The sequence below is a fragment of the Amycolatopsis bullii genome, from assembly GCF_014654205.1.
Classification (GTDB): Bacteria; Actinomycetota; Actinomycetes; order Mycobacteriales; family Pseudonocardiaceae; genus Amycolatopsis; species Amycolatopsis plumensis.
On sequence record NZ_BNAW01000050.1, the window covers coordinates 13,452 to 27,508 of the forward strand.

Consider the following 14,057-nt stretch of genomic DNA (forward strand, 5'->3'; position numbering starts at 1 on the left):
GTCCCGGCCGGCCGCTCACGGGTTCCGTGGGTCCTGGGCATCCCCGCCACCCTCGCGCTGGCCCTCGTCGTCCTCCCGGTCGTCGGGCTGCTGGTGCGCTCGGACCTGACGCGGCTGCCGTCGCTGGTCGCCACGCCGTCGTCGTGGCACGCGCTGCGGCTGTCGCTGATCACGGCGGCGCTGTCGACGCTGGCCTGCGTGCTGCTCGGGGTGCCGCTGGCCGTCGTGCTCGCGCGGGCCCGCTTCCGCGGGGTCCGGCTGCTGCGCTCGATCGTGCTGCTGCCCCTGGTGCTGCCGCCGGTCGTCGGCGGCCTCGCGCTGCTCTACCTGCTCGGCCGCAAGGGCTTCCTCGGCGCCCTGATCACCGCGCTGACCGGGGAGCCCGTCCCGTTCACCACGGCCGCCGTGGTCATCGCGCAGACGTTCGTCGCGATGCCGTTCCTGGTGGTCAGCCTCGAAGGCGCGTTGCGCGGCTCCGGCGACCGCTACGAGCAGGTCGCCGCGACGCTCGGCGCGCGCCCGTGGACGGTGTTCCGCCGGGTCACGCTGCCGTTGCTGCTGCCCGCGCTCGGCTCCGGGGTGGTCCTCAGCTTCGCCCGCGCGCTCGGCGAGTTCGGCGCCACGATCACCTTCGCGGGCAGCCTCGAAGACGTCACCCGCACGCTGCCGCTCGAGGTCTACACCCAGGCCGAAGTGGACATCGACAGCGCCGTCGCGCTCTCGCTGCTGCTCATCGTGGTGGCGGTGATCGTGATCGCGGTCGCGCGGCCGCGCTCGTGGGAAGGCGGCCTCCGGTGAGCCTGACCGCGCGGATCGCCGCCGTCCGCGGCTCGTTCTCCCTCGACGTCGACCTCGACGTGCCCACCGGGACCGTGCTGGCGCTGCTCGGCCCGAACGGCTCGGGCAAGTCGACCGTCCTGGGCTGCCTGGCGGGGTTGATCACGCCCGCGTCGGCGGAAATCACCGTGGCCGGGCGCGCACTGGCCGGCGTACCGCCGCACCGCCGCGGGATCGGGCTGCTCTCCCAGGACGCCCTGCTCTTCCCGCACCTGTCCGCAGTGGACAACGTCGCCTTCTCGCCGCGCTCGACCGGCGCCGGCCGCCGGGCCGCCCGGGAGCGCGCCTTCCTCTGGCTGGCCGAAGTGGACGCCGTCGCGCTCGCCGACCGGCGGCCCGGGCAGCTGTCGGGCGGCCAGGCCCAGCGCGTCGCGATCGCCAGGGCGCTGGCCGCCGAACCGGACCTGCTGCTGCTCGACGAGCCCTTCGCCGCCCTCGACGTCGACGCCGCCCCGGCCATCCGCGGCCTGCTGCGGCGGGTGCTCAAGACCGGGCCGACGACCGTGCTCGTCACGCACGACCCGCTGGACGCGCTCGCGCTCGCCGACCACGTCGCCGTGCTGAACGAGGGCCGAGTCGTCGAACGCGGCCCGACGCGTGAGGTGCTTTCGGCGCCGCGGACGGCGTTCACCGCGCGGATCGCCGGGCTCAACCTGGTCGCCGGCACCGCGGTCGCCGAAGGGCTGCGGACGGCGTCGGGCGAGGTGGTGAGCGGGATCCACGCCGCCGACGTGGTGCCGGGGGAGCCCGCGGTGGCGGTGTTCCCGCCGAACGCCGTCGCCGTCTACTCCCGTGACGGCGAGCACCGCGGCAGCCCGCGCAACACGACCGGCGGCGTCGTCGCGGCCCTGGAACCGCACGGGCCGGTGATCCGGCTCCGGGCCGAGGGCGGCGGCTGGGCCCACGGCCTCACCGCCGACCTCACCCCGGCCGCCGTCGCCGAGCTCGCGCTGGAGCCCGGCTCGGCGGTGACGCTGTCGGTGAAGGCCGCGACCGTGGCGATCCACCCGGCCGCAGCCTCGTGAGTGGTAAGGCGGGTTAGAACCCGCCTTACCACTCAAGAGGGTGGGTCAGGCGGCGTCGTGGTGGTGGCCGCCGCCCGGGTGGACGTGGAACTTCGCCACCTCGGGCGGGTGCACGACGAACGGCCGCATCATGCCCTCGTCCTCGTGGTCGAGGATGTGGCAGTGGAACATGAACTCGCCGGTTCCCCCGCCGAACTGCCCGGCGACGCTCACCCACTGGCCGGGCCGCACGATGATCGTGTCCTTCCAGCCCTCCTCGTACTTCTCCAGCGGGATGTCGGCGAAGCCGTCGATCGGCGCCGTCGTCCGCTCCGTGGCCTGGTCGAACGTCGTGGTGAAGCTGCGCCGGAACAGCGCCTGGAACTCCGTCAGGTGGATGTGGATCGGGTGCGCGGGACCGCCGTTCGCCACGTGCACCAGGTTCCACACCGCCCACCGGTCGTGGTCGATGAAGATCCCGGTGGTGTCGTCGAAGAGCCGGCCGGTCATCCGGAACGTCTTCAGCCCGCCGTTCGGGTCCTGGAGCTGGATGATCCCCGGGCCGCCCGGGTCCGCGTCGACCTCCTGGAGGTCCCACATCTCCGGGTGCCCCTCGGCGTTGAGCAGGAGCGCGACCCAGACGTGGTCGTGGTCCTCCGGCAGCGTCGAGCCGTGCACCAGGCGCGTGTAGGACGTCGAGATCTTCTCCGGCAGCGTGAACGGGTCGTGCTTCGCCCGGCCGTCCACCCGGAACTCCATGAGGTCCGGTTCGACGCTGCCGAGCTGCGGGTCGGCGTTGCGCAGCCTAAGCTTCTGCCCCTTGAAGCGGCTGAAGTCGATCAGCACGTCGAACCGCTCGGCCGGCGCGACCGTGAGGCCGTTCGCCGGCAGTTCCGCGGGCGCGGGCAGCAGGCCGCCGTCGGTGCCGATCAGGCGCACGGCCTCGTTGACCGGCTGGTCGTGCTCGTCGACCAGGTTGAGCGTGTAGAACCGCGAGTTGGCCGCGTTGAGCAGCCGGAAGCGGTACCAGCGCGCGTCGACGTCCAGGTGCGGCCAGATCACGCCGTTGACCAGGGTGAACGGCCCGGTGAACGGGATCAGCGTGCCGTTCGGCAGGGCCGGGACCTTGAACAGCAGCTGCCCGGTGAGCGACTGGGTCGCCGGGTCGATGTCCAGGTTGCGGTCGGTGATGATCAGCGGGATCTCGTGGTCGCCGTGCGGCAGGCCGAGCGCGTCCTCCTCGTCGTCGCGGATCAGGTACATCCCGGCCAGGCCCGTGTGGACGTTGAAGCGGGTGATCGCCATGGCGTGGTCGTGGTACCACAGCGGCATCGCCTGCTGGCGGTTCTGGTACTCGGCCAGCTGGGACGTCCCCGCGAGGCCCGCGTTGTGCGCCCAGCCGTCGTTGCCCGCGTTCGTGCGCGCGCCGTGGAGGTGGACGACCGTCCACGCCGGCAGGTCGGCGACGCCGTCGATGATCGAGTAGCCCGTTCTGTCCAGTTCGCGGCCCGGACGGCCGGCCGGCGCGTCGGCCAGCGGGCCCTGAACGGCCACGAGCGGGAACTCGCCCTCGATTTCGTTGGACCACGAAATCCGCAGCTGCTTGCCGCTGCGCACTTCGATCGTCGGACCCGGGAAATGGCCCGCGTACGTCCACAACGTACTTTCGGGCAATTCCGAGTGCAGCCGCTGCCGTTGGGTCACCATGGGAATGGTGATCAATTCCCGGCCGCGCGGCCGGAACACGGGTGGAACGCGCAACGGGTCGAGGAACTTGGTGAGTCCCCAGTTCGGTGCGGTGATCGGCCCGGTCGCCGCCGGGCGCTCGATGATTTCGGTCATGGTTCTCCCCCTTCGGTGCGGGGGCAGGAAGAATTGCGCGGCGGCGCGTACGCCGTCGACGTCGAAAAGTATTCCCCCGAACCCCCTCGGTGACCGGGCACGCGACTCCCCTCGCGTTACCGGTAATTCCGATGGTAGCCCTTTTCGGCGTATCACGCAGGTGTCTCGCGCGCGTGATAGGTTTCGCACCATGAGCGAACGCCGCTGGACGTATCTCTCCGACATGGACGGCGTCCTGGTGAAGGAGGAGCACCTCGTCCCGGGGGCCGACGAGTTCCTCGCCGAGCTGAAGGCGAACGGCATCGACTTCCTGGTGCTGACGAACAACTCCATCTACACCCCGCGCGACCTGCGGGCGCGGCTGGAGCGCACCGGGCTCGACATCCCCGAGGAGTCGATCTGGACCTCGGCGCTGGCGACCGCGAAGTTCCTCTCGTCGCAGCGACCGAACGGTTCGGCGTACGTCATCGGCGAGGCCGGCCTCACCACGGCGCTGCACGAGGTCGGCTACGTGCTGACCGAGCGCGACCCCGACTACGTCGTACTGGGCGAGACCCGCACGTACAGCTTCAGCGCCATCACGCGCGCCATCCGGCTGATCGAGGGCGGCGCGAAGTTCATCGCGACGAACCCGGACGCGACCGGCCCCAGCCTGGAGGGCTCGATGCCGGCCACCGGGTCCGTCGCGGCGCTGATCGAGAAGGCCACCGGGCGCTCGCCGTACTACGTCGGCAAGCCGAACCCGCTGATGATGCGCTCGGCGCTGCGGCGGCTCGGCGCGCACTCGGAGTCGACGCTGATGATCGGCGACCGGATGGACACCGACGTGCACTCGGGCATCGAGGCCGGCCTGCAGACCATCCTGGTGCTCACCGGCATATCCACCCCGGAGTCGGCCGAACGCTATCCGTACCGGCCCACGATGGTGATCGACTCGGTCGCCGACCTGATCGGGCGAACCCTGGACCCGTTCGGCGAAGGCTGACCGTGGGGCGGCCGGCCACAGGGCATATCGTCAGCGGATGAGCAAGTCGACGTACGTGGTCGGCGACGTCCACGGCCACCGTGACGAACTCGCCGACGCGCTGAGATCCGAAGGCCTGGTCGACGAGGAGGACAACTGGTCCGGTGGCGAGGACCAGCTGTGGTTCCTGGGCGACTTCGTCGACCGCGGTCCGGACGGCGTCGGGGCGATCGACCTGGTCATGCGGCTCGAAGAGCAGGCGGCCGAGGCCGGCGGCCAGGTCCAGACGCTGCTGGGCAACCACGAGATCCTCGCGCTGGGGATGTACCACTTCGGCGACGAGCCGGTGCCGTCCGACTTCGGCCCGCGCAGCTTCGCCCGCAGCTGGGAGATCAACGGCGGCCTACTGTCGGACCAGGACCGGCTGACCCCGGAGCACATCGAGTGGCTGACCGCGCGCCCGCTGGCCGCCGTCGCCGCCGACCACCTGCTGCTGCACTCGGACACGCTGGAGTACCTCGACTGGGGCTCGTCGATCGACGAGATCAACGAGGCGGCTCGCGAGATCCTCGAGGGCAGCGACATCGAGGCGTGGTGGGACGTCTGGCGCCGGATGACCACGCGCTACGCCTTCCGCGGCCCGGACGGCGAGGAAAACGCCCAGAAGCTGATGGACGTCCTCGGCGGCTCGCGGATCGTGCACGGGCACAGCGTCATCGCCGACCAGCTGGGCATCCACCCGACGCAGATCGAGGGCCCGTTCCTGTACGCGGGCGGCAAGGCCCTCGGCGTCGACGGCGGCCTGTTCGTCGGCGGGCCGTGCCTGGTGGTCGAGCTGCCGTTCGCGCCGGAGTCCTAGGCGATCTCGACGATCTCCTTGCCGAGCGGCACCAGCGACACGGGGATCAGCTTGAAGTTGGCGATGCCGAGTGGGATGCCGACGATCGTGAGGCAGAGGGCGATGCCGGTGACGACGTGCCCGATGGCCAGCCACCACCCGGCGAAGACGAACCAGACGACGTTCCCGATGCACGAGGCGGCGCCCGCGTCTCGCCGGTCGACGACCGTGCGCCCGAACGGCCAGAGCGCGTAGTGCGCGATCCGGAACGACGCCAGCCCGAACGGGATGGTGACGATGAGGATGCAGCAGATGACGCCGGCGATCAGGTAGCCGACGGCCATCCAGAAGCCGCACAGGACGAGCCAGATGATGTTCAGCAGGGTGCGCATCAGACGTGCAGTTCTCCGCTCAGGATGGTGACGGCCTGGCCGGCGAGGTGGACGCGGTCGCCGTCCTGGCGGGTGCGGACGATGCCGCTGCGTGCCGAGGCCTGTTCACCGGTGAGTTCGGTGTTCCCGAGCCGTTCGGACCAGTAGGGCGAGAGGATGCAGTGCGCGGAGCCGGTGACGGGGTCTTCGTCGATGCCGACGCCGGGGGCGAAGAAGCGGCTGACGTAGTCCGTTTCGTCGCTTCGCGCGGTGACCAGCAGCCGTCCGGTCCAGGTGTGCTTGAGCTTCTCGAGGTCCGGTTCGAGGGTGCGCACGGTCTCGGCGTCTTTGACGACGGCGAAGAGGTTTTCGACGCCGCGGCCGGTGTACTCGATCTCGACGCCGGGGAGGATTTCGGAGAGGTCGTCGTCGGTTGGGTGCGGCGGGTCGGACGGGAAATCCATCTCGACCCAGCCGTCTTCGGCCTTGGCGCGCAGTTCGCCGCTTTTGGTGGTGTAGGTCTGTTCGCCGCCGAGCACGTGCGTGACGGCGAGGGTGGCGTGCCCGCACAGGGCGACCTCGACGGCGGGGGTGAACCACCGGAGCGACTTCGTTGCGCTGACGAAGAAAGCGGTCTCGGCGTGCTTCATCTCGGCGGCGACGGCCTGCATCCAGGCCGGGTCGGCGGGCTCGTCCAGCAGGACGACCCCGGCGGAGTTCCCGGCGAAGGCGCGATCGGTGAAGGCGTCGACGATGAAGAAGCGCATGTCACCAGAGTAGCCATGGTTTTTGCGGCTTCCCTCGGGTCTGTCCCTTAGGTGGTTTCCCCGATGGTCGGCTTCACGACCTTTTCGCCATCGGGTCCCCGTTCCGCCTTGAGATCGAAGACCTCTTCGTCGACGGCGTACTTGTTCTTGTGCTCTTTGTCGTCGTCCTTCTTCTTGCCGGCCGCACCCGGGGCGGCGGCACCGGTGCCGCCTTTGCCCTTGGCCGCGGCGGCCGCGGTCGCTCCGCGCTCGAGCCGTTCGCCGGTTTTGCTCCCGGTTTTGGCGCCTTCGCTTTCTTTGGGAGCGGTGCCGGCACTGCCGGACACCCGCGACCCGGCGAACCCGGTCCCGGCCCGCCCGGCACTCTTCCCGCGGACGGTGTCCCCGCTGTTCGGCGAGCCACCGCCGGCGGTGGTCCCGGGCACGGCGAGCCCATCGGGCGTCAGACGCCCGAACGTCCCGGCGGCGGGGGTGGCGCGGAAGTTGCTGTTGCTGTTGAAGGTGCCGGTGCCGCTGGTCGTGCCCGGAGGGATGTAGGCGGTGCCGGGCGGGTTGGGGCCCGGGGTCGGCCCTGGCCCGGTCGTTCCGGTCGCGGCCGGCCCGCCGGGGACGAAGGTTCCGGTGGTGCCACCGGGCCCGGTACCCGGGCCGGTGCCGCCGATGGCGGGGGTGCCGGTGAAGCCGCTGCTGCCGGTGCCGTGGAAGCCGCTGGCGGAGGTGGAATCCCCTTGCCCGAGCTGGGGCGGCGGGGTGTAGGTGGGCTGGGTGCTGGCGGTTTCGTGGTAGGTGGAGTCGAGGTTCTGGAGCACCTGGACGGCTTGCTGATGCGCGGCATCGGCCTGCTGCTGCTTGGCGGCGACGTTGTTCATCGTCTGCGTCGCGCCGACGACATCACCGGCCAGGTACTGCTTGGTGGCGTTGGCGATTTCGGTCTGCTGGTTGAACCCGGTCGGTTCCGGCATGTTCTTCTGCGCATAGTCGGCGGCAGCCGCTTGCTGCGAGTACCGGTTGGAGCTGAGCTGCGCGGCGTTGGCCGTCTCGGCGGTGTAGTTGGCGGTGTTCTGGAAGAACCCGTGCGCCTTCGCGGCACCATCGCCCTGCCACTGGATTTCGCTCGAGTTGACGGCTTCGTTCGCGGCGTTGGAGACGTCCGCGAGCCAGTTCCCCAGCTTGTTCGCGACCCGGCCGCGATCATCGAGGTCGCCGGGGCTCATGTTCTCGTGGACCATGTTGTAGAGGTCTTCGTGTGAGCTGGCCGCGTAGTTCTGGCCAGGCGCGGGCGCGTCGCCCCGGGTCGCCTGGTTCTGCAGCAGCACCTTGCCCTGCTCCACGGAGTACTGGGCTGCCTGGTTCTCCGTCTGAGGCGTGACCCCGGTGCTGGCCTCACCCCGATCCTCGGCACCGAAGTGCTGCACGTTCTGCTGCAGCTTCTGCTGCGTTTGGGCGTAGAAATCGCCCTCGTACTGGCGATGTTCCGCGTGCTCGTGAGCCATGGTCACTCGCTTCCGCGGAGCTTGGCGAAGGTCTGGCTGTGCGCGTCTTCGGTTTCGCGGTAGTTCTTGCGAGCGATTTCGAGTGCTTCGCGGACCTGCTTAAACCCCTCGGAGAGCAGCTCGAGGTTCGGCACGAGCGACTCGTGGTCGCTCACCGCGACCTTGACGTTGAAGCTCGCTACCTGCTTGGCGTAGTCACTGCCACCCATCTGCGCAGCGAGGCTGAGTACGTGGAGGTCGCGACGGATGCTGTTGTACCCGTCGATGAAGGTGTCGCACACCTTGCGGTAATGCTCGAAACCCGCTTCGTTGATCGTGAATCCGCCGCTCTCGGCGAGGGTTTTGAACTGCTGGGCGCCTTCGTTCACCCGCTTCGCGCCCTCCGTGTCCAGCGGAACGTCAAGGAGGTTCGACAGGAAGTTGTTCCCGGCGTCGCCAGCTGGTGTCGTGGGAGGTGGCCCCCCGAACTGTGCTCCTGATGCCATCGAGCCCTCCCAAGGCACGGGCGACGTCCATCACCCTCTGTGTCGAGCTAGTACTGTAGTAGTGACTGCGCTTCGTGTCACTGTTCGCCTCGTCGCTATTTCGGCAGAAGCAGTTCTACTTTCGTCGAAACGTCGTTGGCCAGCCGACATGCCTCATCGGTGCCCGCTGTCTGGAGGGTGACCAAGACCGTCGCCCGCGAGTTCGGTGCTACCTCCATGGAGATGTCGCAGGAACCCGTGCCCCCGAGAGCCTCGCGCTCCTGCACGGCAGGTCGCCCGTTGACGTCCCCGGCCACGGCCTTGCCGGGGTCGGCGATGGTCTGGTTGATCGTCTGCCCGGGCTGGAGAGCAAGGCCGATTGTGCCGTAGTCGGTCTTCTTCGCGTCGCAGTTGTGAGCCGCATCGACATCGCTCCGCTTCGCGGCGGAGTAGCCCCGCCCCGTAAGTGCCTGATCGAGGAGCTTGCACGGGTTCAGCTGAGTGAACGGGTCGTTTCCTGTGCGGGGCGGGGGCGTCGCCGGCGTGCTTCCCGAAGGCGTGTCAACTGCTCGGGGGTTCCCTGCGATTTCGCTTCCGCAGCCGCTCAGGGCGAGCAGGACGAAACCGGCCAAGGCAGTCCGGTGCCTGAAGCTCGGCCGCGTCTCGGTTCGCACGTCGCGCATCGCGAAATCAGGACCGGGGCAGGAGCGGCTCGACCTTGGTCGCGATGTCGTTGACGTCCGCGCAGGCCTGGTCGGTGGTGCCGAAACTCAGGGTCACCGATACGGCAGCCCGTGACTGCGGTTTGACCTCCATCGCGATGGCACACTGCCCCTTCGCGCCGATGGGTTCCCGCACCTGGACGGCGGACCGGCCGTTGACCGTGCCGGTCGAGGCTTTGCTGGGGTCCGCGATGTTCTCGTTGATCGTCTGACCGGCGTGCAAGGAGAGGGTTACGCCGATCGACTCGTCGCCGGTCTTCTTTTCGGTCGTGCAGCTTCGCTTCGCGTCGGCCGTGGTCGGCGTGGAGAACGAGTAACCCTGACCGCTGAGCGCCTGGTCGAGGGTGGGGCAGGCTTTCATGTCCCCGAACGGGTTGTCGCCCGTAGCGCCACTCGGCTTGGTCGTGGAGGCGCTGCTCGAAGGCGTGTCCGCAGCCTGCGGCGTACCCCCCACCTTGCTGTCACAGGCGCTCAGCGCAAAGGCAAACATGCCCAGGACGAGGACGGTGGCGCGAAGGCGAACTGCTCGGGTCACGACCTGAACACTACGGGTAGATCACGCACCGAGGCGAGGACGCCGGTCACCGGTGGGTCGTCTCCGCGATGCGCTCGTGCAACCACCCTCTCAGGTGTCCCCCGTCCGAGGGGGTGAACCTCAGCCGGGACTCGCCGCCGGGGAGGGGGTCGGTGAAGGTCAGGTAGCGGCCTGCGTCGGTGTCGACGAAGGTCACCGTGCCCACCGGGCGGAGGCTGCCCTGGCCCAGGCGGGTGGACAGTTCGAACGTGCCGTGGCGGTGGGGGGCCCACTGGGCGTATTCGCGCAACGCTTCCGCGTCCGGCGGCCGGTTCGGGCCCACCGTCGACGTCACCGGGGCCACCGGCAGCGGTCCGTAGCGGGGGAGGATGCCGACCAGCGCGTCGACCAGGTGGTCGGGGCGGATCTGGACGAAATTGATCCCGTCCGGCACCAGCTCCGAGTAGACGCCGAGGCCGTGGCCGATAGTGGCTCGGTAGAACACCTGGCGCCCGTCCGCCACCTCCGCCGCCCGGACGATGATCAGCACCTCCGGCTGGGTCCACGCCCGGAGCGTCTGCTCCACCTCGATGTCCAGCTTCTCCGGCCCCGCCAGCCCGCGCGCCCGCATCGACTCCCACGCCGCCGCCAGGATGCGGTCGTGTTCCTCCAGGGTGTGGCCCGGGCTGCGGATCTCGAACGGGTGCCAGTGCTGCGGGAGGCCCGTGCGGCGGATCGCGGCGATGACTTCCGGCAAGCCCAGCGAGAATTCCTCCGGCACGGTTCGAGCCTAGCGGAACCCGTCGGATTTCCAGCTGACGAACGCCCGTCCCCGGCAACCTCACCCGGCCGGCCGCCCTGCCGCCGCCGACGACGAGAAAAGGGAGTCCGGCCACCCGCTGGCTGACCCGCCACCTGATTCCTAGACTCGGCGGCAGTCACCGCCGACTTCAGGAGGCACCATGCCTGACGCGCCCGCCCTGCCGAGTTACGCCTCGGGGACCTCCGAAGTCCCCCTGCTCGGGGACACCATCGGCGACAACTTCGACCGGACGGTGGCCGCGTTCGGGGACCGTGACGCCCTCGTCGACCGGGCCGCCGGCAAGCGGTGGACCTACCGGGAGCTGGCCGCGGAGGTGACCGCGCTGGCGCTGGGCCTGGTCGCGCAGGGCATCGGCAAGGGCGACCGGGTCGGGATCTGGTCGCCGAACCGGGCGGAGTGGACATTCCTCCAGTACGCGACGGCGAAGATCGGCGCCATCCTGGTCAACATCAACCCCGCCTACCGCGCGCACGAGCTGGAGTACGTCCTCAACCAGGCCGGGATCCGGCTGCTGGTGGCGTCGGACAAGTTCAAGACGTCCGACTACCCCGCGATGGCCGACGAGATGCGCGAGAAGTGCGCGGCGCTGGAACAGGTCGTGATCCTCGGCAGCGAGGGGTGGCAGGCGCTGATCGACGCCGGCCGCGGAGGTGACCCGGCGCGGCTGGCGCACCTGCAGGCCGGGCTGTCGGCCGACGACCCGATCAACATCCAGTACACGTCCGGGACCACGGGCTTCCCCAAGGGCGCCACGCTGTCCCACCACAACATCCTGAACAACGGCTACTTCGTCGGCGAGCTCTGCAACTACACGGAAGCGGACAAGGTCTGCATCCCGGTGCCCTTCTACCACTGAAGTCACAGGTTTAAGCGGAGTATTTGATCCGTTTGTAACTGCGAAGTGGCGGTAATGTCTCTCGGTGTTGAATTACTGCGGCTTTTCGGTGGCCTTGCGGGCATAGTCAAATTGTGCCACCGCGCTGTTCGCGGCGGTCGAGTGCCCGTCGGAGCTCGTCGAAGTACTCCAGCGATCGCAGCTTCTCGTCGTCGCGGAGTAGCTCGGCGTGAATGTGTTTGAAAGATTTCGGGTACGTCGGCTCGCGTTTGATCACGACCTGGACGTGCCCGTAGGATCGCATAATCAGCGGTGCGCTCATGTCGGAGCCGTAGCGTTCCTTGAACGGGTTCGCATAGGTCGAAATAGTGACGATCAGTCGCGGTTCGTCGAGAGCTCCAGGGAGAAACATCATCTGGTCGCGTGAGAATGGACGTTCGTCGCCTTGGTCGTCTCTCTGATCGGCTTGTTCGACGATGTCATCGACCCGTTTTTCCACGCGTAGCTCGAACAGCGCCGTCTGGCCCGCTTCCAGCACGTGGCAGCGCTCGGCGGCTGACCAGAGGGGTAGCGGGATGTCGGCGCCGGTGATGGGGTGACGGCCGGCGTAAAGCCGTGCGTAGGTCGAGTGAATTCGAACGGTTCGAACATCGTCGTTGATCAGCATGCCGCAGTGGACGAAGTAAACGCTATCGTTGCGGTGTTCGTCGTAGTCCAGCGTGCGTTCGTTAGGTTCTTCGACCGGGGGATGGGGAATGGGGATCTGCTCGTCGCGGGGCACCAGGCGAGGTGCGTCGTCCATCGGAGAGAGAACGACGGTGACGTTCGGTGCGGCCTCGTCTATGCGGGCCTTGGCGGCGGAAAGCGCGTCGACTTCCGCGGTGTCGTGGGCGAGGGAGGACTGCTGGGATGCAACGCGGGCCTGGTCGATCGCTGCCGCTGCTTGTTCTTCAGCGGCTGCTGCGCTGCGTAAGGCAACTTTGACGTTTTTCCGGGAGACGAGCGTTCCCCAGAACGAAGCGCCGAGCGCGAGTGCTGCCACGATGAGGGAGACCAACGCGATGTGGTCGGAGGTGAACCAAGCGGCGAACGTCGCCACGGCGTCGGTGAGCGGCTTCATGCGAGCGGAGACCCTCTCAGTCGGTCAGGATGGTGTGGCCTGGGAGACGCCGGTCGCGGACGTAGATGACGGTCGGCTTGCTGTCGCCGGGCTGCGGCGGTTCATCTCGAACTGGGTGGTCCGCGGTGGTCAAGTCGCTGAGTTCGGCGTAGCCGTAGGTGTTGGAGTCGAAGTCCGGACGTTGTTTGGTGACGATGTTGCCCACCGAGGACAGTGGCGCGCAGCCGTCGTCGTCGGAGGCGGCTTCGACGACGTTGTGGAGCAAAGTCATCAGCGCGGCATCAGCGGTGATTTGAGTGGCGCAGTCGGACATTTTTTGCACCGGAGTCGGGCCGTTGCGGCCGAACTGGTAGCCAGCTGCAACACCGAGTGCAGGATATCGATCGCCCCCGGACATATCGTGCAGTCAGCGTTGCCAGGGTGCCCATTCCAGGACTGCAACGATCGCGCTGACGATGCCTGCGATCCCAACAATGATCCCGCGTTTGCGGAATCGTTTGAAGAAGCCTTCCTTCTTCTCGGGCCCGGTCCCGCTGGAGTCACGTCCGGTTACCGTGTTGCCTTCGCCGCTGACGTTCTGACTGCCGATCACGCTGGAGCCGTCGCCGCCAGCGGTCTGGCTGCCGGTCGCAGTTCCGCCGTCGCCGGTGACGGCCACCGAATTCCCCTCGCCGTGGGAAGCGATCGCCGTGCCACCGGAGACGTCCTGGCGCACGTTGTTGATTTCGTTGCGGTCACCTGTGAGGATGAAGATCGTGACTGCATCGGCGGCGGCCTTTGTCGGCAGGACGTCGTCAGGTGTGAGTACGTCGAGTTCGGCAACCAGCTCGGCGAGCTTAGTGCGCACCTGCACCAGTAAGCCCTTGAGGGCGGTGTTAGACAGTGACCAGTAGATATCCCGAGCCGTGGTGGTCTCCCTGTTGACATAGTGCTCGTTGAGCAGAGCAAGCATGTTGTCGGACCACCACGGGACGAGGCGGTGTTCGCTGTCTCCACTGTTGGCCATCGCGTCCAGATCGCCGATTCCTATGCCCAGCGGAACCTGCTCGAGGGGAGCACCAATTTTCGACAGAAACTCTCGCAGGCGGTCTGGGAGCTGGCCGGTCGAGAATGACTGGGTCTGGGGGTTGTACCCCGAGGGATTGGTGAGAACGACCTTCACCTGCGCGTGCAGCTTCCGGTACTCCGGGATAGCCGGGATGCCCGGATAGCCGCCTAGCTCCTGGCGAGCCCAGTCTCGCATCTTCTCGGAGCCGGCCTTGCCGCCGAGCAGGATGCACTTCTGCAGCAAGTCCGGGAGCGGTTCGTTGTTGAGTACCCCAGCCTCGATCCGCGCGAGCAAGCTCTGTGCCATGACGATTAGTTTTCCAGCCGCGGCGATCGCACGATCAGAGGCGCGCCGTAGTCAGTGCGATGTAGTGACCTGCTCAGTGTTGCACGGAGCGGCGCAATCTGATGACACA

15 protein-coding genes and 1 pseudogene are annotated in these 14,057 nt (G+C 68.2%); 5 read left to right on the forward strand and 11 right to left on the reverse strand.

The features are described 5' to 3' along the window. Positions 1 to 33 precede the first annotated feature (33 nt). On the forward strand, positions 34 to 798 hold the full coding sequence (locus IE317_RS36345; RefSeq protein WP_191315944.1) for an ABC transporter permease: 765 nt from the start codon (positions 34 to 36) through the stop codon (positions 796 to 798). Continuing rightward, complete coding sequence (locus tag IE317_RS36350; RefSeq protein ID WP_191315901.1) at positions 795 to 1,862, forward strand: sulfate/molybdate ABC transporter ATP-binding protein; 1,068 nt, start codon at positions 795 to 797, stop codon at positions 1,860 to 1,862. The genes IE317_RS36345 and IE317_RS36350 overlap by 4 nt, the downstream gene beginning before the upstream one ends. Before the next feature lie 45 nt (positions 1,863 to 1,907). Here IE317_RS36350 and IE317_RS36355 read toward each other — a convergent pair whose 3' ends face one another. Continuing rightward, positions 1,908 to 3,683: a multicopper oxidase family protein gene (locus tag IE317_RS36355; RefSeq protein WP_191315902.1), complete on the reverse strand. Its 1,776-nt coding sequence runs from the start codon at positions 3,681 to 3,683 to the stop codon at positions 1,908 to 1,910. Positions 3,684 to 3,873: 190 nt separating this feature from the next. Between IE317_RS36355 and IE317_RS36360 the strand changes: the two genes are divergently transcribed. Both IE317_RS36360 and IE317_RS36365 read left to right on the forward strand, forming a co-directional pair. After that, positions 3,874 to 4,668 (forward strand): HAD-IIA family hydrolase, encoded by a 795-nt coding sequence (locus IE317_RS36360; protein WP_043776367.1) that lies wholly within the window; start codon positions 3,874 to 3,876, stop codon positions 4,666 to 4,668. A 37-nt stretch (positions 4,669 to 4,705) separates the two neighbouring features. Beyond that, positions 4,706 to 5,506, forward strand: a complete 801-nt coding sequence (locus tag IE317_RS36365) for a metallophosphoesterase family protein (RefSeq protein WP_191315903.1) — start codon at positions 4,706 to 4,708, stop codon at positions 5,504 to 5,506. Here the strand turns inward: IE317_RS36365 and IE317_RS36370 are convergent. The 7 genes from IE317_RS36370 to IE317_RS36400 form a co-directional block, all read right to left on the reverse strand. Further along, positions 5,503 to 5,877 carry a YccF domain-containing protein gene (locus tag IE317_RS36370; protein ID WP_191315904.1) on the reverse strand — a complete coding sequence of 125 codons (375 nt, stop codon included), beginning with the start codon at positions 5,875 to 5,877 and terminating at the stop codon, positions 5,503 to 5,505. The two genes, IE317_RS36365 and IE317_RS36370, sit on opposite strands and share 4 nt — an antisense overlap. After that, the gene (locus IE317_RS36375) at positions 5,877 to 6,623 is read right to left on the reverse strand and encodes a PhzF family phenazine biosynthesis protein (protein WP_191315905.1); all 747 of its coding nucleotides are present in this window, start codon (positions 6,621 to 6,623) and stop codon (positions 5,877 to 5,879) included. Before IE317_RS36375 ends, IE317_RS36370 begins: the two co-directional genes overlap by 1 nt. A 47-nt stretch (positions 6,624 to 6,670) precedes the next feature. Next, complete coding sequence (locus IE317_RS36380; RefSeq protein WP_191315906.1) at positions 6,671 to 8,116, reverse strand: hypothetical protein; 1,446 nt, start codon at positions 8,114 to 8,116, stop codon at positions 6,671 to 6,673. A gap of 2 nt (positions 8,117 to 8,118) precedes the next feature. Next, a complete protein-coding gene (locus IE317_RS36385) occupies positions 8,119 to 8,484 on the reverse strand; it encodes a hypothetical protein (RefSeq protein ID WP_229903079.1) in 366 nt (121 codons plus the stop codon). Between the two features lie 212 nt (positions 8,485 to 8,696). After that, positions 8,697 to 9,263, reverse strand: coding sequence for a DUF3558 family protein (locus IE317_RS36390; RefSeq protein WP_191315907.1), 567 nt, complete (start codon positions 9,261 to 9,263; stop codon positions 8,697 to 8,699). 7 nt (positions 9,264 to 9,270) lie between these two features. Next, positions 9,271 to 9,837: a DUF3558 family protein gene (locus IE317_RS36395; RefSeq protein WP_191315908.1), complete on the reverse strand. Its 567-nt coding sequence runs from the start codon at positions 9,835 to 9,837 to the stop codon at positions 9,271 to 9,273. A gap of 46 nt (positions 9,838 to 9,883) precedes the next feature. Continuing rightward, a complete protein-coding gene (locus tag IE317_RS36400) occupies positions 9,884 to 10,597 on the reverse strand; it encodes an ESX secretion-associated protein EspG (RefSeq protein WP_191315909.1) in 714 nt (237 codons plus the stop codon). 181 nt (positions 10,598 to 10,778) lie between these two features. Between IE317_RS36400 and IE317_RS36405 the strand changes: the two are divergent. Next, positions 10,779 to 11,492, forward strand: a pseudogene (locus IE317_RS36405) (AMP-binding protein); the annotation flags it as partial. A 109-nt stretch (positions 11,493 to 11,601) separates the two neighbouring features. On the opposite strand, the gene IE317_RS36410 reads toward IE317_RS36405, so the two are convergent. The 3 genes from IE317_RS36410 to IE317_RS36420 all read right to left on the reverse strand — a co-directional run bounded on the left by IE317_RS36410 (position 11,602) and on the right by IE317_RS36420 (position 13,948). Further along, entirely contained in the window at positions 11,602 to 12,594 is a 993-nt protein-coding gene (locus IE317_RS36410; protein ID WP_191315910.1) for a hypothetical protein, read from the reverse strand. A gap of 16 nt (positions 12,595 to 12,610) precedes the next feature. Further along, on the reverse strand, positions 12,611 to 12,865 hold the full coding sequence (locus IE317_RS36415) for an OST-HTH/LOTUS domain-containing protein (RefSeq protein WP_229903080.1): 255 nt from the start codon (positions 12,863 to 12,865) through the stop codon (positions 12,611 to 12,613). Positions 12,866 to 13,000: 135 nt separating this feature from the next. Further along, positions 13,001 to 13,948, reverse strand: a complete 948-nt coding sequence (locus IE317_RS36420; RefSeq protein WP_191315912.1) for an AbiTii domain-containing protein — start codon at positions 13,946 to 13,948, stop codon at positions 13,001 to 13,003. Positions 13,949 to 14,057 lie beyond the last annotated feature (109 nt).

Bases quoted from the DNA above. Each gene is read 5' to 3' on its own strand.
- IE317_RS36360 (WP_043776367.1), top strand. From the start codon at position 3,874: ATGAGCGAACGCCGCTGGACGTATCTCTCCGACATGGACGGCGTCCTG.
- IE317_RS36380 (WP_191315906.1), bottom strand. From the start codon at position 8,116: ATGGCTCACGAGCACGCGGAACATCGCCAGTACGAGGGCGATTTCTAC.
- IE317_RS36410 (WP_191315910.1), bottom strand. From the start codon at position 12,594: ATGAAGCCGCTCACCGACGCCGTGGCGACGTTCGCCGCTTGGTTCACC.
- IE317_RS36375 (WP_191315905.1), bottom strand. From the start codon at position 6,623: ATGCGCTTCTTCATCGTCGACGCCTTCACCGATCGCGCCTTCGCCGGG.
- IE317_RS36420 (WP_191315912.1), bottom strand. From the start codon at position 13,948: ATGGCACAGAGCTTGCTCGCGCGGATCGAGGCTGGGGTACTCAACAAC.
- IE317_RS36355 (WP_191315902.1), bottom strand. From the start codon at position 3,683: ATGACCGAAATCATCGAGCGCCCGGCGGCGACCGGGCCGATCACCGCA.
- IE317_RS36415 (WP_229903080.1), bottom strand. From the start codon at position 12,865: ATGACTTTGCTCCACAACGTCGTCGAAGCCGCCTCCGACGACGACGGC.
- IE317_RS36365 (WP_191315903.1), top strand. From the start codon at position 4,706: ATGAGCAAGTCGACGTACGTGGTCGGCGACGTCCACGGCCACCGTGAC.
- IE317_RS36370 (WP_191315904.1), bottom strand. From the start codon at position 5,877: ATGCGCACCCTGCTGAACATCATCTGGCTCGTCCTGTGCGGCTTCTGG.
- IE317_RS36390 (WP_191315907.1), bottom strand. From the start codon at position 9,263: ATGCGCGACGTGCGAACCGAGACGCGGCCGAGCTTCAGGCACCGGACT.